Genomic DNA, 20,355 nt, shown 5'->3' with positions numbered 1-20,355 from the left:
TTCTCTTAGACGCGAAGCGCGAACATCCGAGTAATTGGTTGGGTGTTGCGGATCTTTAAAACAATGTGTCCTAATTTGTCGTGGGTTGTTGCAGGGGGGTAGGTAGTTTAGTCCTTTGTATGTTTTGAAAAATGCCAAATCGTTGTCATTGTTTGTTAATCGGGAATTTTAGAGGACGTGGGAGGTAAAAAATTGTTTGCTTATTAACTTCTCGATAGATGAAGGTCGAACTCATCCGCACGGGTGTATTTTGCTGAAACTCCTGTAACAGTGCTTCGACTGCTTCTTTACCAAATAACCGCGCATAGGCACTTACCCAAGCACTAAATAATGTATCCGAACGCACCCGTTCTTTCGACTCTTCCATACCAATACCCAACTCGCCAAAGTGAACAGGCGATCGCCCAAAGTTGAGTTTAACCAGCTTCCAAGTTGTCATAATTAACCCCCTGGTGCAAGTCGTCGTTGAATGTCGTCACGCAGACGTGCAAAGTTTTCTAATAATGCTTGCGTGTTGGCGATAGGTGCAATTTATTGTAACCCAGATTGACCGGGGTGCAAAGTTGCGCTATTGTAAATTGGAAATTCACCGAATAGTACGGAACCGTAACCGCGTGAACCATGTCCCCCAAGCGCATCGTCTTCCTTAATAGCGAGTGCGATCGCTCGAAAATAAAGAGCGTTATAAGGATTTTTCAATGATTGACGAAAATCATCATCTTTTAGTACCTCTCTCGGCAATCTAGCTAGAGTATAAGCGATTTTTGGGAGATGTAAATAATAGCGAGTTCCTTTTGCCTCCTCTGATTTATTAGCTTCCTCACCAAACAAAGTTTTTCAAAGCTTGTTCTTGAATTTGCGCTGTTGCTAGCAAGTTACGCACAAAGTTCCGTGAATACTTTAGTCCAATTTGCTGTAATTCTAAACGTTCAACAAAAGGCATTATCCCTAACAAATTCGGCTTGGCTTCTGACTTTAAATAATCTTGAGTATCTGAATTAATTTTTTCAATATTATCAATACCTAACCATTCATCCCACTTAAATACTTGACCGAATAAACACAAACTATCTCGTCCATTACCTTTGGCAATCTCTTCAGCGTCTCCCGATTCTTCTGCTGCTTGGTAAAGCGGAAATTTTGCATCATTAATACTGACTCCACCCGAAAGTGTTATATCAGGGTTTTGTCCAGTATAAGCAATGTTGTGCAAATTTACCTTCGCTGGCAATATCTGCAATGGGAAACGGTTTTGAACTGTCGAGTGCAAGGTAAACTTGTCCTTGAAATTCTTTTCGCAACCATTGGTTAAACTGTATCCGAACTTGTTTTATAATATCTTTTGTTGCGTCAGTACCTGGTGCCAATATATAGATGTTTCCACCACCCGCATATATAACATTGGTGCGGGGAAGCTTTAATTTGCTAAGTAGTCGCTGAACAACTTCCTCCGTCACCAATTCTAGATAAAAACTGCGTGCGCGAAGGGATTTTAACGCACCATCGGAAGATATCGTGTAGATAAATTTCTGAATTCCCGATAAGTCACCCGCAACGATACTAAGTTTAGTTGCGTCGGGATTATTTGCGAACTGACTCATACGCGCAAGCGCGATCGCACTCGCAACCGCAGCAGTAGTTCTCGCTTTATCTACCAACGCTACATCCGCTTCCCCAAAGCTGATAAAGGAACCGAACTTTTCTAAAATCAGCATTAACAGCGATAAGTTTTGCCAATTATCTGGGCTATTTTCAATAAACTTGATTTTTTCGTGAATTTGCTGCTTTAACGCTTGTAAGTCGTCTGAACTTGGCTTTTCTTCTTGAGGATAAGGGATAGTAGGGTACACGCGCTTGAAACCCCTCAAATGAGTCCCCGTCCTTAAGGACGGGGACTCATTTGAGGGGTCCCCACCTACCCCCTACCTTCATCGATATTTTTCGCCAAAAAAAAATTGGCTAAACAAATCCGCCTTTAAAATAGTTGATATGGGGGCAGTTTGCTGATGTCAGGCAACAAAAATTTATTCTGATTTTTTCCCCCACTCATGGCGATCGCATTTCCCGAAGTTGTGCCATAATGTCACGAGCCAAAAGTTAATACCGCGCTCTGACACCCCCAATCAAAGGGCAAGTGCGCGATCGCGCTCATTAACCCATGCCCTCCACCCCGACGACATTTACTGCCACGGGATAGTGTGGTTTGAGTTAATACGGGCAATATTTGTAAACCTTGAAAAAAAGGCGAATTTTCCCAAATTCATTCTGTAGCAGAGTTGAGAAGAGATTTCGATGAAGTTGAAGTTAGACAATCTTGAGGTCGGACTAACCTCTAATGCCGATAATCAGACGAATTTCGGTTTGAGAGAAACGGCATACCCGCGTCCGCAGTTGCGGCGATCGCATTGGCAAAATCTAAACGGTCTGTGGAAGTTCGCATTTGATGACGAAGGCAAATGCATTCAACCCAGCGACATTAGTCAGTGGACAGATTATATAGAAGTTCCCTTTGCTCCCGAATCTACCAAAAGTGGTATTGGGGACACAGGATTTCACCCAAATTGCTGGTACGAGCGAGAATTTGAAACTCCTCCAGGCGAGGGTAGGTTATTGCTGCACTTCGGTGCTGTAGATTATCGCGCTCGTGTCTGGGTTAACGGTCAATACATAGCTGAACATGAAGGTGGACATACCAATTTCACCCTCGATATTACCCATGTCTTGAATGACAGCGGCATAACAAAAGTAACAGTCTGGGCTTCTGACGATCCTCTAGACCTAGCCAAACCTAGAGGAAAGCAAGATTGGCAGCTTGAACCGCACAGTATTTGGTATCCTCGCACCAGCGGTATTTGGCAAACTGTATGGGTTGAACGTGTGGGTGCGACTTATATAGATCACATCCGCTGGACTCCCGACTTCGAGCGGTGGGAAATTGGTTGTTACGCGGCTTTAGCAGGTGATGCTCCAGCTTCGGGGATACAAATAAAGGTAAAACTGAGCGTTGGCGATCGCCTGCTGGCGAACGATACTTATGAAGTATTCAACGGCGAAGTTACCCGCCGCATTGCCCTTTCCGACCCAGGTATCGACGACTACCGCAACGAATTGCTGTGGAGTCCGGAAAAGCCGACGCTGATTGATGCTGATATAGAATTGTGGTATAAAGGCGAACTGCTGGATGAAATTAAAACTTATACAGCAATGCGGACTGTGAGCATTCAGCGCGATCGCTTTATGCTTAACGGTCGTCCCTACTATTTGCGGTTGGTTCTCGATCAAGGCTACTGGCATGATAGCCTCATGACCGCACCCGATGATGAAGCGTTGCGACGAGATGTAGAACTCGCCAAAGCAATGGGTTTCAACGGAGTACGCAAGCACCAAAAAATTGAAGACCCCCGCTTTTTATATTGGGCAGACGTGTTAGGGCTGTTAGTATGGGAGGAGATGCCCAGTGCCTATCGCTTCTCGCCTAAAGCAGTTGAGCGCACCACCAAAGAGTGGACTGAAGTCATCAAACGTGACGTCAACCACCCGTGTATCGTGGCTTGGGTGCCGTTTAACGAATCTTGGGGAGTTCCGAATCTGGTCGAAACCCAAGCTCACCGGAACTACGTTTTAGCAATGTTTCACTTGACAAAGACGCTAGATCCGACTCGCCCAGTAATTGGTAACGATGGCTGGGAAAGTACAGATACTGACATTCTCGCTCTGCATGATTATGACACGAATCCTTCTCACTTGACTGCTCGCTATGGACCGGAAGTCAAGCTATCAGATTTATTCGATCGCAAGCGTCCCGGAGGGCGTATCTTGACCTTAGACAACTATCCTCATCAAGGACAGCCAATAATGCTGACCGAGTTTGGCGGTATTGCCTATGCTCCTGAGACTAACCCCGATGCTAACAAAGTTTGGGGATATGAGCGCTGCTGGAATATCTCCGAGCTAGAAATGAAATATACCGCGCTGCTGGAAAGTATCAATAGTATTGAGATATTCAGCGGCTTTTGTTATACGCAGTTCACGGATACCTTTCAAGAAGCAAACGGATTGTTGTATAGCGATCGCACGCCGAAATTCCCCATTGAGGCGATTCGCGCTGCAACCCTTTCAGGAGGTTTATGTACTCCCACAAGCTGTTAAAGCCAGATGGACGTCAACTGACATTATACAGTCGATACCCAATTTCGGATAATATCATCGCCACTAGCCCCAGTAACGAGCCAGTGCGGGCAAATCCCCACCTGCGCTGGCACCCGTTACGCGGTGAATGGGTGGCTTATGCGAGTCATCGTCAGGGGCGGACTTTCATGCCGCCTCCAGAGTATAACCCGCTAGCACCCACGACCAATCCTGAGTTTCCGACGGAACTACCTCAAGGTAAGTATGATGTGGCAGTGTTCGATAACCGCTTTGCGTCAATGGCGGTGACAGCACGCGAACCGCCAGCCAACATTGTGGAAACTATGCCTGCCAACGGAGCCTGTGAGGTAGTGGTTTTTACGCAAGACCCCAACGCCTTTCTGAGTTCTTTGTCACTGGATCATCTAGATTTGCTGTTGCAAGTGTGGGGCGATCGCACTCGCGTTTTGGGAGAAAATCCGCAAATTCAGTACGTGCTACCGTTTGAAAACAAAGGCGTAGAAGTAGGCGTTACTTTGCACCATCCCCACGGGCAAATCTACGCCTATCCTTTTATACCGCCACATCCAGCACGGATGTTGGAGCAACAGCGGCAATTTTACCAGCAACATCAGCGGGGTTTGCTAGAAGATTTGATTCAAAAGGAGATTGCTGACAATCAGCGGATTCTTTATCAAGATGAGTATGCGATCGCATTCGTCCCGGTATGCGCTCGTTACCCCTATGAAGTTTGGATTGCGCCAATTAAACCTGTTCCCACGTTCATGGATCTTACAAACGTACAACGTCAGGGACTTGCCAAAGCCTTAAAAACTGTCACTCTCAAATATGACGGTTTGTGGAATCGCCCGTTTCCTTATCTGATGGCTTGGTTCCAAGCACCAACTGACGGACAAGCACATCCCGAAGCGCATTTACACGCTCAGTTTTACCCACCATATCGGACAAGCGAAAGGCTGAAGTATTTGGCGGGAACTGAACTCGCAGCGGGAATGTTTGCGAATGATGCGCTTCCAGAGGAGAAGGCGAAGGAGTTGCAAGCAGTCGTGGTGAATCTCCAAACGCCAGTCCGGTTGTGATAACTTTATCCGTTATATAATACCTACCCAAAGTTACCCATTGCTGGAAATATCTACTTTGGGTTTCGTTTACTTCCTGCTTCATTCTGGCGGTGTCGGCACTCACTAGTCCACAGGCTAACACTGTCTAACTGACAGCTTTACTCAAATTGATTGCAGCGTTCAAGTCCCGGTCAATGACGAAACCGCACTTAAAACATTCAAACACTCGCTCATCCAAAGTGAGTGTTTCTTTTTTTGCTCCACAGTTAGAGCAAGTTTTGGAACTTGGAAACCATCTATTAACCACAACCAGCTTAGAGCCGTATAGTTCGCACTTATAGGTTAACTGGCGACGGAACTCAAAGAAAGACATGTCAGCTATGGCTTTCGCAAGCTTGTGGTTAGCCAACATTCCAAACACATTAAGGTCTTCTATGACAACTACACCGTGGTTTTTGGCTAGTAATGTCGTCAGTTTGTGTAATGTATCTCGACGGATGTTGGCAATTTTTCTATGTAACCTAGCTATCTTGGTTTGCGCCTTTCTCCAGTTCTTAGAACCTTTAATTTTGTGACGATTCAAAAATTGAAATTGGGCTAATTTTTGCTCGTGTTTGCGATAAGATTTAGCACCTTCAATCACTTCACCAGTAGACAGTATGGCAAGGTTCTTCACACCAACATCAACGCCTACAACGCTTGTATTGTTTGATGATTGAGTTTCGACTTCAAACCGAAAACTGATAAACCATCTATCAGATTGACGGCTAATTGTGACCGATTTTGGTTTGACTTGTGGCAATCTTTCATAAGTTTTGAGAACACCAATTACAGGTACTTGGATTTTATTGTTGCCTAAGATTTTGACTGTACCTTCCAGCGTGAAAGAGTCACGTTTACCTTTTTTCTTGAATTTGGGAACACCAGCCGTTTTGTTAAAACATCGTTTCCAAGCTTCACGCAATGCCATTAAAGCTTGCTGTGGAGTACTCTTAGAACATTCATAGTACCATTCGTTTTCAGATTTCACTAGTGCTACTAACCATTTATGGAGATCTATAGCACTAGGAAATTTGATTTTAGAATCGGAATTGGCTTTGTTATGGTCAAGAATTTGTTTTGTCAAACCAAGACCCCAATTCCAAGCATGGCGTGCTACTCCACAATGTTTAGCAAACGCTGTACGCTGTTGATTATTTAGTTTCAACTCCGTTTTGAAACCTAAAAGCATTGACTCGACCTTATTTTTAATGCTATATGTATGTTAACATACATACACATTTGTTGTAATGCCTTTTCAAAAAAATAATCAACTTGGTGCAAGAAAAAGATTGAAACGACCTTTAGACAAGGAAGTAATTGCATTTAGAGGGTACGAGGGACAAAAAGAAAAGCTTAAAACCGTCCCTGACTGGCAAGAACGGTTAAGAGAGTTTGTTGACCAACTTATATCAGAGCTACCCAAAAATGACTAGTAATGGGTAGCAATGTCTGTGGAATTAAGTTACAGTTTTTAACCCTCCGTAACACTATCTATACTCAGTCAGGCAAGATGCGTGACCTGCATAATACGTATAACCGCAAGCTGGTATTGTCAAAGATTACTCAAGTAATTATTTACATATTTTCTTCGCCTTGCTTGAGTCCTTCTCGCACCCGTGTACCGTATTCTGGATCGCATTGTGTCAAGTGTTCCACCATCCGCTCTTGAATATCTGGGTTGCACCGTTTGAGCTGTGTAACAAGGTTTAAAATCAGGTCATCGCGTTCTGTGTCCTCAAAGGTACGATAGCGATCGCCAGCTTGCTGGTAATCGTTGGTTCGGCTGATTTTTTGACCTATGACTGGACCTTGAACATAGGGAGTGTGAGCTTTGCCAGATTTCGGCGCTTCTTTGAGTCCGCCAAGACTGCTTGGCTCGTAATTCACATGGGGGTTCTCCCCTGCTTCGACACCATCAACGCGGTAAGTCATCTGACCATCACGCTGATTGGTAGCAACCGGTGTTTTTGGTTGATTAATCGGTAACTGGAGGTAATTTGGTCCCACGCGGTAACGCTGAGTATCTGAGTAAGAGAAAGTCCGACCTTGAAGCAATTTATCGTCTGAGAAGTCTAACCCGTCAACTAACACACCTGTACCAAACGCGGCTTGCTCAACCTCAGCAAAATAGTTAACAGGATTCTTATCAAGAACCATTCGTCCGATAGGTAACAAGGGAAATTGGTCTGGCGACCAGATTTTTGTTGGATCTAGTGGATCGAAATCGAGTTCGGGGTGTTCGTCGTCAGACATGATTTGCACGCAAAACTCCCATTCAGGATAATCACCCTTCTCAATCGCGTCGTATAAATCCTCTGTCGCATGGTTAAAATTCTTAGCTTGAATTTCCTCAGCCTGGGCTTGAGTCAGGAATTTTACCCCTTGCTTGGGAATCCAGAAGTACTTGACTAGATGCCCTACACCGTCAGAATTAACCCATTTGTAAGTGTTTACACCTGAGCCTTCCATAAATCGGTAACTGGCAGGAATTCCCCACGGACTGAACAACCACGTAATCATATGCATTGCTTCAGGCGTGTGGCTGATAAAATCAAATATGCGGTTGGGGTCTTGACGGTTAGTAACTGGGTCTGGCTTAAAGGCATGAATTAGGTCAGGAAACTTGATTGGATCTCTGATAAAAAAGATTTTCAGGTTATTTCCCACCAAATCCCAGTTTCCATCTTCGGTGTAAAACTTTGTCGCAAACCCACGCGGATCGCGGAGTGTCTCAGGTGAATTACCTCCGTGAGTGACGGTGGAAAAACGAACAAACATCGGCGTGATTTTACCTTTTTCTTGGAAAAGCTTGGCGCGTGTGTATTTGCTCACAGGTTCCGAGCCAACTTTACCATAAGCCTCAAAAAAGCCGTGAGCGCCCGCTCCTCGCGCATGAACTACGCGCTCTGGGATGCGTTCGCGATCGAAGTGGCTGATCTTTTCTAGGAAGTTGTAGTTTTCAAGTACTGTCGGACCCCTGTCACCCACAGTCCGTGTATTCTGGTTATCAGATATTGGATGACCTTGGCGGTTTGTCAGGATTTCCTCTTCGTTGCCCAGCCCTTCGTTATTTTGATTGTCTGTCATATGCATCGTACCTAAGACAAAAGTTGCCCTTTGCTAGCAGGGTATTCAGATAAAAGGAAAATTGGAATGTTGTTGTTCTAAGTTTCCAATTTTAGTAGAATTTATAAAGGCTTTCACTATCGATAGATAAATAAAATTTTAAGTTTGTCTGTAAGCATGGCTACTTTACAAACAGCAAAAGAGTGAAGAATGATTTTGCTTGTATTTCTAGTTACATTCAAACTTAATCTAAAACTATCCTTTCGCTAGAAATAAATTTTTTAAATTGAAGTGCATATTTTGAATAGTTGCTTTGCAATAAATTCACGATGGTTGTCTGCTCATATTCAAAGAACGGTAATATAGCCGAGGGAGATGTGAGCATTTTTCCCTTGAAAAGATATTTTTGTTTTAATATGAATCCTCTATGAATGAAGAAGTTTCTATCAAGTTGGAATTAATTCGCCAAACCCTCAGCCAAACAGAGGCGCAAGGTGTGCGATTACGCGGTACAGACTGGTTTGCTTGGGCGACTGCTGGCGCTTCTAACACCGTGCTGCTTACCGCTGAAACCGGGGTAGCAGAAGTGCTGGTAACTGCCCAAGATGCTTGGATATTGACGGATGAAATTGAGGCGCAGCGTCTTGTGGATGAAGAATTGCCAGTTAATTTCAAGTTGCACGTCAACCCTTGGGCTGATGCTGATGCCCGTGAGTCTTTTGTGCGCGATGTTACGGCTGGGGGAAAAATTTTAACCGATCGTGCGATCGCTCAAATAGAAAAGCCATTACCTTCATCTTTGCAGCAGCATAAAAGAGTAATGATGTCAAGTGAACTTGAGCGATATCGCCAAGTAGGGCAAAAAGCTAGCGTTGCGATGACAGAGGTACTCAAAGCCGCCAAGCCTACCTGGACAGAATATCAGTTAGCGGGTGCGGGTGCAGAGGCGTTGTGGGCTTCTGGTTTGCATCCAGCGCTGACATTGGTAGCCGGTGAGAGACGTTTACCGCTATACCGTCATGCTACACCGACTGGCGAACAGATTGGACGGCAAGCAATGATGGTGTTTTGCGCTAGGGGATACGGTTTGTATGCAAATTTGACACGATTTGTCTGTTTTGGTGCGCTTTCGGATGAATGCGCTGATTTACACCGTCATGTCCGCGAAATTGAAGCTCAAGCGCTGAACATGTGCAAACCTGGAACTACTCTGGACGAAGTTTATCACGCCTTGGCAGTTGCTTACGAACAACACGGATTTCCCAATGCCATTCGCGAACATCACCAAGGAGGAACTACCGGGTATTTAGCGCGGGAAGTTGTCGCAAATCCATTGACAAAAGATACTTTAGCAGAAAACATGGCTGTAGCTTGGAATCCCAGTTTACCAGGGGCAAAGATTGAAGATACTTTTGTGATTCTTGGTGATGGAAAGTTGGAAAATATGACTTTTGATTTAAGTTTTCCTAGCGTGGAGGTAGAAGGAAGATTGCGTCCTATACCTTTACATAATTCATAAAAGTTAAAATTATTTGCCAAAATAACTGTTATACTCTACCAGCACTTTCTTCAGAGCGGTTTTTCATAAAGAAAGCCGAGGATTGTGATAGGAACTTATAGTATTTAAGCTGTGTTCACAAATACAAGCAAATTTAATAATAATCTCCTCCTAAAGTAGGAAATTTAATTGAAGTAATGGTAGTTAAATTTGATTATTGCTCCTACCGAGATGAATTATTTCATCCTGCATGGAGATGTAAATCCGGGAATTAAGCCTTTTTTATCCTCATACTCGCCACTTCTACTGTTTCTATTAGATTGACCTTTGATTGAGGCTGAAAAAGTGTTTATTCAATTGCAAGTGTTGCTGGCTCAGTAGAACTAGCAACTTTGATTACCATTTAGGGAGAATGTCAGTAAAATAAATGGCAACAAAATTTCCTAAATTTAGCCAGGATCTTGCACAAGACCCGACTACACGTCGGATCTGGTATGCGATGGCTATGGGAAATGATTTTGAAAGCCATGACGGGATGACAGAAGAAAATCTTTACCAAAGGATTTTCGCTACACACTTCGGTCATGTGGCAATCATTTTCCTGTGGACATCTAGCCTTTTGTTCCACGTAGCTTGGCAAGGTAACTTTCAACAGTGGATTAAAGATCCCATTCATATCCGCCCGATCGCTCATGCAATTTGGGACCCTCACTTCGGTAAACCAGCAATCGAAGCTTTCACCCAAGGTGGGGCTAACTATCCAGTTAATATTGCTTACTCTGGTGTTTACCACTGGTGGTATACCATCGGGATGCGGACGAACAATGACCTGTATATGGGTTCAGTGTTCCTCCTACTGTTGGCGGCAGTATTTCTGTTTGCTGGTTGGTTGCACTTACAACCCAAGTACCGTCCCAGCCTGTCTTGGTTTAAGAGTGCTGAACCCCGTTTAAACCACCACTTAGCAGGTCTGTTTGGTGTCAGTTCTTTAGCTTGGACAGGTCACTTAATTCACGTTGCTATCCCTGAATCACGTGGTGTTCACGTAGGCTGGAATAACTTCCTAACGACCCCACCCCATCCAGAAGGTTTAGTCCCTTTCTTTACAGGTAACTGGGGTGCTTACGCTATTAACCCCGACACTCCCAACCATTTGTTTGGTACATCACAAGGTGCAGGGACTGCAATTCTGACATTTTTGGGTGGTTTCCATCCTCAGACTGAATCGCTGTGGTTGACCGATATGGCACACCACCATTTAGCGATCGCAGTCATCTTCATCATTGCCGGTCACCAGTACCGGACTAACTTCGGTATTGGTCACAGCATCAAAGAAATGCTGAACGCCAAGAACTTCTTTGGCATCCAAACTGAAGGACAGTTCAACCTGCCTCATCAAGGACTGTACGACACTTATAACAACTCTTTGCACTTCCAGTTGTCTATACACCTGGCAGCATTAGGTACTGCTCTGTCCTTGGTAGCGCAGCACATGTACGCAATGCCTCCTTACGCCTTTATCGGTAAGGACTACACAACCCAGGCATGTCTGTACACTCACCACCAGTACCTCGCTGTGTTCTTCATGGTCGGTGCTTTCGCCCACGCTGCGATTTTCTGGATACGAGACTACGATCCAGATCAGAACAAGGGCAACGTACTTGACCGCGTGCTGAAGCACAAAGAAGCGATTATCTCGCATCTTAGCTGGGTATCCCTTTTCTTGGGCTTCCACACCTTGAGCTTGTACGTACACAACGACGTAGTAGTTGCTTTCGGTACTCCGGAAAAGCAAATCTTGATTGAGCCGGTGTTTGCTCAGTTTGTTCAAGCTTCTCACGGTAAAGTACTGTACGGCTTGAACACTCTACTGTCCAACCCAGATAGCGTTGCTTCCACTGCTGGCGCTACCTATTTACCAGGCTGGCTGGATGCTATTAACAACAGCACTAACTCCCTGTTCTTGACCATTGGTCCTGGTGACTTCTTAGTACACCACGCCTTCGCTCTGGCTATCCACACAACTGTCCTGATTTGTGTCAAGGGTGCGTTGGATGCCCGTGGTACTAAGTTAATGCCCGACAAGAAGGATTTTGGTTTTGCCTTCCCCTGTGACGGTCCTGGTCGGGGTGGTACCTGCCAAACCTCTGCTTGGGAACAATCCTTCTTCCTCGCTATATTCTGGGCGCTCAATACCGTTGGTTGGGTAACGTTCTACTGGCACTGGAAGCATCTAGGGATTTGGCAAGGCAACGTCGCTCAGTTCAACGAATCCTCTACATACCTGATGGGCTGGTTCCGCGATTACCTCTGGGCTAACTCTGCTCAGTTGATTAACGGTTACAACCCCTACGGTATGAATAACCTCTCCGTTTGGGCTTGGATGTTCCTCTTCGGACACCTGGTTTGGGCAACCGGGTTCATGTTCCTCATTGCCTGGAGAGGTTACTGGCAAGAGTTGATAGAGACTCTGGTTTGGGCACACCAGCGCACACCACTAGCAAACCTGGTTCGTTGGAAGGATAAGCCTGTAGCTCTGTCCATCGTCCAAGGTTGGTTGACGGGTCTAGTTCACTTTACAGTTGGCTACGTCCTCACCTACGCAGCATTCCTTATTGCCTCTACTGCTGGCAAATTTAATTGAAATTTTTGATATCCTTTGACCTTTAGCCATTTCCTCCTCTAGTCCGCGAAACTAGAGGGGGATTTATTTTTGATTTGACACCTCGGCGTAAGCTGGTAGTGTAAAACTATAAGCAAATGTGCAATATTTTATGCTTTTGCTATTAACAAAGCACTATGGATTTTCAACAAATATTTGGTCAACTACCACAAAACCAAGCCAGCGCACCAGGAAGGGTAAACCTACTCGGTGAACATACAGATTACAATGATGGCTTCGTGCTCCCAACAGCAATTCCTCAATCCACAACGGTACAAGTTGGTTTTAGTACTGATGGACAACACCATTTTTATTCTGAAGATTTAGACGAAAAAGTTAGCATTTCCGAAAACAATAATACACCCTCTGGATTCGCAAGTTACATCTTTGGTTGTATCGAGGTTTTGAAATCAGCACCAAACACAATACCCCCGCTGAATTTGTACGTCAAATCTTCCGTTCCAATGGGTTCGGGTTTGTCTAGCAGTGCAGCTTTGGAAGTTGCTATACTGCGGGCATTGCGTCAACTTCTCAACCTTCCTGTCAATGATGTGGAAATTGCCCAACTCGCACAACAAGCGGAAATTCACTATGCTGGTGTGCAATGCGGTATCATGGATCAGATGGCTTCCAGTTTGGCTGACACTGAGCATATCTTGTTTTTAGATACCCGTACTTTAGAACGGCGCGTACTGCCTTTCCCCAACAAAGCAGAGATTGTGGTGATAGATAGCGGCGTACCTCGCACGCTTGCCGGTAGTGGATACAACCAGCGTCGTGCTGAGTGCGAGGAAGCGGCACGGTTGCTGAATGTAAAGGCGCTACGAGATATTACTGATGCGGATGCTGTCCAAGAGTTACCAGAACCGCTACGACATCGCGCCCGTCACGTAGTTACAGAAAATAATCGCGTTTTGGAAGCTGTGCAGGAAGTATCATCTTCGCGCTTTGGGGAATTGATGAACGCTTCCCACGCTAGTTTGCGGGATGATTACGAAGTATCAGTACCTGCACTAGATACGCTGGTAGCGATGTTACAGAAAACTCCGGGAGTGTTTGGTGCTAGGCTAACGGGTGCAGGTTTTGGCGGTGCTTGTGTAGCTTTGGTTGCAGCAGGTGAGGGGAAAGCGATCGCAACGAATATCCTTGAACAATACAACCAAGCTGGTTACAGTGGACGAATTTTAGTGCCGATTACCAATTTTGGATTTTAGATTTTAGATTGGGAATCGCAAGAGTAGGCTAAATTACTCTGACAACTGACAACTAACAACGCTCCAACTAACTAATGACTAAAGTTGTTTTTGGAAACGCCAAAGAAGAAAAAGCAAATCGTGGGGGCTGGTTCCTTGGTCACTTTATCAGCCCTCTTGACGATCTGCGTTCCACCGAAGACCTAGAAGTGAAATGGGGTGTTCACTCATATGGTGACAGCAGAACTGAGTGGGCAGTCAATCACCAAGCCACCACACTTTCCATCCTCATCAATGGAAAGTTTTGCCTGAAGTTTGAGGATAGAGAAATTGTCCTATCGCGTGAGGGTGACTACGTTCTTTGGTGTGCAGGTGTAGCGCATACTTGGGTTGCTGAGTCTGACTGTACTATTGTTACTGTGAGATGGCCCTCGAAGTCAGGCGATAGCGTAGAAATGCAACAGACAATTTAAGGTTACTCGATCTAGTCGTAGTGAGTCAGCCAGCGATCGCCACGGCTAGGATAACCCCAATCTATTACGTATACATCTATACTTAACTTTAGGAGATTGGCAACGAGCGATCCTCCTGTAAATCGACGATATCAAGACGATTGACTAGAACGAAAACTATGAGGATGGAGATGTGAGTGCAAATGCTCCACTTGAGGCACAAAAGATAAAATTTATAAATATTATATTAATTAATATTGAAACTTATATTAATAAAGCAACGTCAAATAATTGAGTGTCTAATCGTACTTATAGACTACATCTTTAGAGCGATGAATCTTATAAATAAAACCATAAAAAGAAAAGATAAATATCCATAAAATAATGCAGTTTCATTCGTTAAAAATTGCACTTATAAGGAATATATGATAGCAACAAATGCCCTTGGACGCTCACCCGGACAAAAATGGACAGGCTTCTCCTTCACCAGACGCGAAGCGCGAACATCTGAGGCGGCGGTTCGCCGGACAGAAGATTCTGTCCGGCGACACGCCTTTGACTCGCTATCGTGTTGAGGATCTTTAAAACAAGCCTGTCCATTTTTGTCTAGTTTTTGTGAAACCCCAGAAAAACGCGCTGTTGTCCTTCTTTTCAAGCCGTAAAGAAGCAGAGCAAGCAATCAATGAATTGAAAGCTTCAGGCTTGACGATGGAAAAATTTTCCCTGATTGCTTTCATATGCAGACAAAATTGAACAGGTTGGTGAAGCTGAGGTAAGCGATCGCATTGGCGATCAAGATGTAAATAGTTCCACAAGTGCGGTTGCAGATACTCTGACTGCAAGTACCTGGGGTAGCTTCTTCGTAGGTTTGAGCAGTCTAGCCATTCCTGGCTATTGAGCTGTGATAGCAGCAGGTTCTGTTGGCGCGGCACTAGCTACAAGCGTAGCTGGTGTTGCTGTGGGAGCCGCAGCAACTAATAATTTAATCAAGGCACTTGCTGATTTAGGCATTCCAGAGGAACGAGCTAGGGTTTATATTGATCGCCTGATTCAAAGTGATTATTTGGTGATAGTAGAAGGTACAGATAACGATATCCAAAGCGCACAAGCAATCTTGGATAAACACCATATTCAATATTGGGATGTTTATCAACATTCATAATTGAAATTGTTTACTGTTATCAGTGGGGACTTGCTGCTAACAGTAAACTGCCTTTAAACACAGCTTAATTTTGGGATACGCATATTCCCAAAGTTAAGGTGCGCTCGTGGCTCAAAAATTAGGATAGGGGCTACAAGTATAACTTGTAGCTCTCAATCTTAATCGGTCAAAGTTGCGTGCTGCTAGATGCATTGTTCTTGTTACGGCGACCAAGCAGGGTGCGAACCGCAGTGAGTACTTCGGGTATAGCGAGTACCAACGAGGCTACCGAGCAAACAGTCGCAACCTGGCAGTAGTCGCAAAACGCTTTGTTTTCACTCCACTCCTCACGAGCCAGTTCCAGGGAAACGCCTGAGTCGATGAGGATTTTGATGCCCATTGCAATTGGTAGCAACGGGTTACGCCTAGCGCGGTCAAGACCACCAGCACTAGCCAGCCAAGCAGTGAGGGCGTAATTAAGCATCATTATTGGTCCATCGGGTGAGTTGAATCGGCTGTAAGCGTAGTTAGATGCGTCAACACGGTCTGCGTCGAATAACGGCACTGGCAGTGAGGGTAGGTGACTAACAACCCCGGTTTGGTAAAGTGTGACGATTTGTCCCATTGAACCACCGAGCATAGACAAACCGATAATTGCTCGCCGACGGCTCATGTCAGGATTCTTTCCTTGACGCAATTCCTGACTGAGTTGTTTTGGCTCCATAAATTGTCATCCTCATAAGGTATATGTTGACGCTTACATCAGCCGTAAAGCTCGCCGTTCTTGAGTATCCCCCGGCAGACTTTACGTAAAGAGTGCGTTTTTTGCTTTGTGCGCGAGTCAGCTGGTAATCCTCTTATTCTCAACAATCGATTCGATGCGTACCACTTACTTTAGAGGTAAGGAGGCGCTTCAGATAATTAACAAAGGATGTGATGCGGGATACACAAATTCAGTAGTTCACCTCTCTCCGTAAAAAGGCTCCCACTGTACTGTCTTGCGGTCAGTAGTGAGCGGAAGTGATAAATAAATATAAATGCGGATTTTACGTTATTTATCGTTGATGTCAGTTGACTGTTGCCTTTTGGTGGCAATTTCTTCGAGTTCTTTGAGGTGTTGTGCGTTCACGAGCCATTCTTCTTCTAAGTTAAATGTATCTGCATACTGACTTTGTTGCTCTTTTAGTGTTGCTATTTCATGATTAATTATTGCTAATGCTTTACCTTGAGTAATTGCCTTTTTTAACACCTCAAACCTTACTGGTTCTTCAAGCCGACGCAACAAACGCAAGATAAAACGACTGATTCTAACTTCATTTCCCAAATTAAAAATGCTTTGAGACTTCTCTTCAGCACACAACAGTTCTTCGCCCACATCAAACAAAGTTAGCACAATTGAAGGAATGCAATTCAGAGGAATTTCTTGTTCAGAGTAATTTTCAAACTGTTCAATAAATGTTATAAGTTGCGTTGTGCCATCTAGACGTTTTTGATTAGCAACTTTTATCAGTTGTTCTCCAAATTTATCCGCATCTTCAGCCAAAGCCAGGATAGCTTTTATCTGAGTATTAGATAATTCCGATGTTGAGAACGTCAAACGAAAGTAGATAGGAAATATTTCTAAGCTACATACACGTAGTTGCTCGCGCCATTTTAATTGTTCTTCATCTAAGTTGCTATTACCCCAAACGAGTTTTAACTTAGGAAAAAGGTGCATGAGCAGATTTTTAATCGGCTGCTTATCCTCATCTCGCAGTTGAGCAATCCAGGCATTATGGAGATTTTTCAGTTCGTCTATTGAAGTGTTTACCTCTCCTACAAAAGCATGAGGATTATGGATGATTGTGTCATATACCATTGGGCAAAAGACTCGCAGCGACTCAAGAGCAATGAAATCAACTGGATTAACTTCACCTTTCACTGCTGGATATGTAACTGTTAAAGTCTCAGTCAGATGAACAATGTTGCGGAGGTTAATAATAAAATGGTCTATTCCTTGAAAGTAAATATTGTCCCAGTGAATTTGGTCAAATAGTTGTTTTTCTGTATCAGCAAATATGCCATCAAGCTTTTCAAAAAGTAACCGACGAAGTGAGATTTTCTCTGGAATAGGTAACTCAAAAGCAACTTGAATAATTTTTTCTAAATATGCTTTTCCGGATATTTCTTTGCTTTCTGCAATTGTTTTCATTACAACTTCTTTATCAAAGACCAGAACATAGACAACGTTAGTAAAATTCGGTATTGCTTTGAAAATGCGAAGTAACTGCCTGATATCGTTAGCAGGAAGCCGATCAATATCGTCAATCGTTACAACTATTCGCTGCTGCTGCTGTTCGAGTGTATCTTCGAGTTCTTCTTTGAATTCCGAAGCTTCCTTTTCCTTATCGTCGAATAATGTTGCTACTGCCCTGCCAGTTTGAGCATAAGGCAAAGGAATTTCCGAAATAACTTTAGCAAAATCAGCTATTCTCTCTCTCAAGCCTTTGGACACAGATCCTTGTTTGCTTAAAACGTTTTGTAATTGTTCAAAAAAGCTCCTTGTAATGTCTTGGTGTCCAGAAAATAACCAGGGATTAAAAGGAACGATGATTGGTTGGGATTCATCTGGCTTTTGCTGAAGATAGTGAACTAAGAAGTTCAATAGTGTGGATTTGCCGGAACTCCAAGAACCGTAGACTGCAATAACGAACCCTTCAGGAAAGGTCATTTTGCAAATGCTGTCTGCCAGATACTTGGCGAAGCTGGCATGTCCCAGCAGGTCTTTTTCAGGATCAACTAAGGAGCTGTCTGTTGATATATCGTCAATTTCTGTTTGTGCCATAAGAAACTTTTTTTACTTCTACTGTAATCGTGGCACAGTTGGTAGGGTCGGCAATGCTAGCCCGGAGATAGAATTTTTCAGATAACATTACATTCTCAAGGCATACGCAAATGGTCACATAGTAACGTAAAATTTAAGATTAGTCATTTGAGATGGACAAACAAACTATCTTGGATATCTCCCCACGTCATGTAGGAATACTCAAATAAGTTCAATTCAAACCGAAATCCTAAATTATTGGCTGTATAAACGTAGGTTGATTTCTGTCTACGTGTACTAGTGCCAGCTAAAGAGCAAAAATTACTTTATAAAGTAATAATTACCAAGAAGGGGTTGGAAATATTTTCAATTATTCTCTCCTAGAGAGGATAGAAATTATTTGCGGAAAATATTTATCATAATAAAGCAAAGAGCGCAAATTTTGTATTGAACCAAAATCATGTCTATCTCTTGACTTTTTTGATTAAAAGCTCAAGCGCAGTTATATGCCATTTTTTCTGTGAAGGCAGTCAATAGTTAATACTTAGTATAAGCTATCCTTCCGGATAAGTGAGCAATTTCAAAGCAAGAGCGAGCTTATTTATGAAATCCTCTATAACATTTACTAATTAATGCTATAGGGGAAAAAGTTGCCATGACAATTTAACTCTTGAAATTTTGGCGCTTATACTATGCTCCGGCAACAAGAAGATGATATTTCAGTAGAAACAAGTTCTCTTCCCCCTGTCCCCATTCAGGAAATCTCAGAGGATAGGGCATTAACAGAGACGGTACTTTCTCCAACTCCGAAACTGCTTTTAAAGATTTCTAAGCCAGAAATTCGGACAAGCCTCACGGCATTAACTTTTGAGAGTGTCCTCGCTACTATTTTTTACAGTATCATTGGCGGCGCGTTGCTCAGTAATTTCTTGCTAGAGCTAGGTGCAGGTCCTATGGAAATTGGTCTGCTTGCCGCTATTCCTCAGATGACGAATCTGCTCCAACCGCTAGGAGCGTATTTGGTAGACCGAAGTAGTAGCTTTCGCTGGTATTTCATCTGTATTTTCGTGCCGTCGCGGCTGGTGTGGTTGATTCTCGTGCCAGCGATTTGGTTGGTTACGTCATCTCATATCACTGGACACCAAGTAGTGCAGTTGACATTGGGAATTATCTTGGGAACTAATATCATCGAAGCTTTCGGTCGCGCTCCCTGGCTTGGTTGGACGGCTGTGCTAGTACAAGAGCGGTTGCGGGGGCGGTATTTCGGCTTTCGCAATAGTATTCTCAGCTTGACAAACCTTGTCGGTGTACCGTTGCTGGGTCTAGCGGTATCGGTTTGCCCCGGTGGAACACTTAAAGGTTACGGTGCAGTTTTGGTTCTAGGAATTGTACTGGGGCTAATCAGTCAGATGTGTCAGTTCTGGATGACCGATGTGAATCCGCAGCTTTTAAAAGTCGCGGGTTTAGACACATCCGAACCGCAGCCCAAGAAAATAGATTTTAGTTTCCTCAAAGATGATAATTTTTTGAAGTTTGTGCTTTACCTGAGCATCTGGTGCTTTGCCGTTAACATCAGCGCTCCGTTCTTTAACCTTTATATGCTGGATAACCTGGATATAGATATCAGCGTGGTAACGGTTTATAACGCTTTAGGAACTGGTGCAAACATGTTAATGCTGCTTTTGTGGGGCAAACTGGCTGACCGAATTGGGAATCGCCCGCTCCTGCTATTAGTAGGAGTCTTAGTGGCGGTAACACCTCTGCTGTGGCTAGGAACCCAAACCGATCAAATTTCCTTTTGGGTCTGGTTACCTTTGTTGCACGTACTAGCCGGCGGGACGTGGGCGGCAATTGACCTGTGTACCAACAATTTGATGATGGCAATGGCACCGCTGCATAATCAGTCTAAATATTTTGCGATCGCAGGAGCAATTGCTGGTATCGCTGGGGCAGTAGGTATCGCTGTCGGTAGCTTTCTGTTGACTCTACCTGGTGTCAATAATTTGCTGGGGTTGTTTGTTCTCTCAGGTTTCCTACGGCTTTTTGCCCTCCTGCCCTTAGTTTTTGTTCAGGAGCAGCGCTCTATGCCATTGGGTCAGCTAATACGAGCCTTGTTACCAATCAGGCAGTCAACAGCTCTGATTGAAGTAAAAGAATAAGTTTTCACTTCCTTGTTATTAACTTCTAGAACAGGGGTTTCACACTCATGTAGACAAAAATGGACAGGCTTGTTTTAAAGATCCTCAACACGATAGCGAGTCACAAAGGATGAAGCCTGTCCATTTTTG

Annotated in this window: 17 protein-coding genes and 2 pseudogenes; 11 read left to right on the top strand and 8 right to left on the bottom strand. The window is 44.0% G+C overall.

Features of this window, described 5'->3' with window-relative positions; genetic code table 11:
* Nucleotides 1-96: 96 nt before the first annotated feature.
* From csm4 to cas10, 4 genes and pseudogenes are all read right to left on the bottom strand, one after another.
* Nucleotides 97-439, bottom strand: a pseudogene (gene csm4 / locus PI95_RS29640) (type III-A CRISPR-associated RAMP protein Csm4); the annotation flags it as partial.
* A gap of 92 nt (nucleotides 440-531) precedes the next feature.
* Nucleotides 532-831, bottom strand: a complete 300-nt coding sequence (locus PI95_RS36340; protein WP_039740257.1) for a hypothetical protein — start codon at nucleotides 829-831, stop codon at nucleotides 532-534.
* Nucleotides 821-1,213 (bottom strand): Cas10/Cmr2 second palm domain-containing protein, encoded by a 393-nt coding sequence (locus tag PI95_RS36335; RefSeq protein WP_039740254.1) that lies wholly within the window; start codon nucleotides 1,211-1,213, stop codon nucleotides 821-823. The genes PI95_RS36340 and PI95_RS36335 overlap by 11 nt, the downstream gene beginning before the upstream one ends.
* Entirely contained in the window at nucleotides 1,179-1,850 is a 672-nt protein-coding gene (gene cas10, locus PI95_RS37310; protein ID WP_163519306.1) for a type III-A CRISPR-associated protein Cas10/Csm1, read from the bottom strand. Before cas10 ends, PI95_RS36335 begins: the two co-directional genes overlap by 35 nt.
* A 442-nt stretch (nucleotides 1,851-2,292) precedes the next feature.
* Here cas10 and PI95_RS29620 point away from each other — a divergent pair, with 442 nt between their 5' ends.
* A complete protein-coding gene (locus PI95_RS29620) occupies nucleotides 2,293-4,149 on the top strand; it encodes a glycoside hydrolase family 2 protein (RefSeq protein WP_039740250.1) in 1,857 nt (618 codons plus the stop codon).
* Nucleotides 4,128-5,228 (top strand): galactose-1-phosphate uridylyltransferase, encoded by a 1,101-nt coding sequence (galT, locus tag PI95_RS29615; RefSeq protein WP_039740248.1) that lies wholly within the window; start codon nucleotides 4,128-4,130, stop codon nucleotides 5,226-5,228. Before PI95_RS29620 ends, galT begins: the two co-directional genes overlap by 22 nt.
* A 127-nt stretch (nucleotides 5,229-5,355) precedes the next feature.
* Here galT and PI95_RS29610 read toward each other — a convergent pair whose 3' ends face one another.
* Nucleotides 5,356-6,441: an RNA-guided endonuclease InsQ/TnpB family protein gene (locus tag PI95_RS29610; protein ID WP_039740246.1), complete on the bottom strand. Its 1,086-nt coding sequence runs from the start codon at nucleotides 6,439-6,441 to the stop codon at nucleotides 5,356-5,358.
* A gap of 58 nt (nucleotides 6,442-6,499) precedes the next feature.
* Here PI95_RS29610 and PI95_RS29605 point away from each other — a divergent pair, with 58 nt between their 5' ends.
* Nucleotides 6,500-6,685, top strand: a complete 186-nt coding sequence (locus PI95_RS29605) for a hypothetical protein (protein ID WP_039740244.1) — start codon at nucleotides 6,500-6,502, stop codon at nucleotides 6,683-6,685.
* 148 nt (nucleotides 6,686-6,833) lie between these two features.
* Here the strand turns inward: PI95_RS29605 and PI95_RS29600 are convergent.
* Nucleotides 6,834-8,339: pseudogene (locus tag PI95_RS29600) on the bottom strand (catalase); the annotation flags it as partial.
* Nucleotides 8,340-8,745: 406 nt separating this feature from the next.
* Between PI95_RS29600 and PI95_RS29595 the strand changes: the two are divergent.
* The 7 genes from PI95_RS29595 to PI95_RS37300 all read left to right on the top strand — a co-directional run bounded on the left by PI95_RS29595 (nucleotide 8,746) and on the right by PI95_RS37300 (nucleotide 15,285).
* Entirely contained in the window at nucleotides 8,746-9,837 is a 1,092-nt protein-coding gene (locus PI95_RS29595; RefSeq protein WP_039740239.1) for a M24 family metallopeptidase, read from the top strand.
* A gap of 406 nt (nucleotides 9,838-10,243) precedes the next feature.
* Nucleotides 10,244-12,460, top strand: coding sequence for a photosystem I core protein PsaB (gene psaB, locus PI95_RS29590; protein ID WP_039740237.1), 2,217 nt, complete (start codon nucleotides 10,244-10,246; stop codon nucleotides 12,458-12,460).
* A gap of 155 nt (nucleotides 12,461-12,615) precedes the next feature.
* A complete protein-coding gene (gene galK / locus PI95_RS29585; protein ID WP_039740234.1) occupies nucleotides 12,616-13,692 on the top strand; it encodes a galactokinase in 1,077 nt (358 codons plus the stop codon).
* 74 nt (nucleotides 13,693-13,766) lie between these two features.
* Nucleotides 13,767-14,144, top strand: coding sequence for a hypothetical protein (locus tag PI95_RS29580; protein WP_039740232.1), 378 nt, complete (start codon nucleotides 13,767-13,769; stop codon nucleotides 14,142-14,144).
* Nucleotides 14,145-14,548: 404 nt separating this feature from the next.
* Nucleotides 14,549-14,698 (top strand): hypothetical protein, encoded by a 150-nt coding sequence (locus tag PI95_RS29570; protein WP_163519305.1) that lies wholly within the window; start codon nucleotides 14,549-14,551, stop codon nucleotides 14,696-14,698.
* Between the two features lie 152 nt (nucleotides 14,699-14,850).
* Nucleotides 14,851-15,021 (top strand): hypothetical protein, encoded by a 171-nt coding sequence (locus PI95_RS37305; protein ID WP_336507636.1) that lies wholly within the window; start codon nucleotides 14,851-14,853, stop codon nucleotides 15,019-15,021.
* 3 nt (nucleotides 15,022-15,024) lie between these two features.
* The gene (locus PI95_RS37300; protein ID WP_336507635.1) at nucleotides 15,025-15,285 is read left to right on the top strand and encodes a hypothetical protein; all 261 of its coding nucleotides are present in this window, start codon (nucleotides 15,025-15,027) and stop codon (nucleotides 15,283-15,285) included.
* A gap of 166 nt (nucleotides 15,286-15,451) precedes the next feature.
* On the opposite strand, the gene PI95_RS29560 is transcribed toward PI95_RS37300, so the two are convergent.
* Both PI95_RS29560 and PI95_RS29555 read right to left on the bottom strand, forming a co-directional pair.
* On the bottom strand, nucleotides 15,452-15,988 hold the full coding sequence (locus PI95_RS29560) for a vitamin K epoxide reductase family protein (RefSeq protein ID WP_039740230.1): 537 nt from the start codon (nucleotides 15,986-15,988) through the stop codon (nucleotides 15,452-15,454).
* Nucleotides 15,989-16,315: 327 nt separating this feature from the next.
* Nucleotides 16,316-18,088, bottom strand: a complete 1,773-nt coding sequence (locus PI95_RS29555; RefSeq protein ID WP_039740229.1) for a KAP family NTPase — start codon at nucleotides 18,086-18,088, stop codon at nucleotides 16,316-16,318.
* Between the two features lie 671 nt (nucleotides 18,089-18,759).
* Here PI95_RS29555 and PI95_RS29550 point away from each other — a divergent pair.
* Complete coding sequence (locus PI95_RS29550; protein ID WP_052324808.1) at nucleotides 18,760-20,226, top strand: MFS transporter; 1,467 nt, start codon at nucleotides 18,760-18,762, stop codon at nucleotides 20,224-20,226.
* The last annotated feature ends 129 nt before the right edge of the window (nucleotides 20,227-20,355 follow it).

The organism is Hassallia byssoidea VB512170, assembly GCF_000817785.2.
GTDB classification, from domain to species: domain Bacteria; phylum Cyanobacteriota; class Cyanobacteriia; order Cyanobacteriales; family Nostocaceae; genus Hassallia; species Hassallia carrinoi.
Note: the sequence above shows the minus strand (reverse complement) of the source record. Positions and strands in the feature narration are given on the sequence as shown.

Bases quoted from the DNA above. Each gene is read 5' to 3' on its own strand.
- PI95_RS29550 (WP_052324808.1), top strand. From the start codon at position 18,760: ATGCTCCGGCAACAAGAAGATGATATTTCAGTAGAAACAAGTTCTCTT.
- PI95_RS29560 (WP_039740230.1), bottom strand. From the start codon at position 15,988: ATGGAGCCAAAACAACTCAGTCAGGAATTGCGTCAAGGAAAGAATCCT.
- PI95_RS29555 (WP_039740229.1), bottom strand. From the start codon at position 18,088: ATGGCACAAACAGAAATTGACGATATATCAACAGACAGCTCCTTAGTT.
- PI95_RS29595 (WP_039740239.1), top strand. From the start codon at position 8,746: ATGAATGAAGAAGTTTCTATCAAGTTGGAATTAATTCGCCAAACCCTC.
- PI95_RS29620 (WP_039740250.1), top strand. From the start codon at position 2,293: ATGAAGTTGAAGTTAGACAATCTTGAGGTCGGACTAACCTCTAATGCC.
- PI95_RS29605 (WP_039740244.1), top strand. From the start codon at position 6,500: ATGCCTTTTCAAAAAAATAATCAACTTGGTGCAAGAAAAAGATTGAAA.
- galT (WP_039740248.1), top strand. From the start codon at position 4,128: ATGTACTCCCACAAGCTGTTAAAGCCAGATGGACGTCAACTGACATTA.
- PI95_RS29570 (WP_163519305.1), top strand. From the start codon at position 14,549: ATGATAGCAACAAATGCCCTTGGACGCTCACCCGGACAAAAATGGACA.
- PI95_RS29610 (WP_039740246.1), bottom strand. From the start codon at position 6,441: ATGCTTTTAGGTTTCAAAACGGAGTTGAAACTAAATAATCAACAGCGT.
- galK (WP_039740234.1), top strand. From the start codon at position 12,616: ATGGATTTTCAACAAATATTTGGTCAACTACCACAAAACCAAGCCAGC.
- psaB (WP_039740237.1), top strand. From the start codon at position 10,244: ATGGCAACAAAATTTCCTAAATTTAGCCAGGATCTTGCACAAGACCCG.
- PI95_RS29580 (WP_039740232.1), top strand. From the start codon at position 13,767: ATGACTAAAGTTGTTTTTGGAAACGCCAAAGAAGAAAAAGCAAATCGT.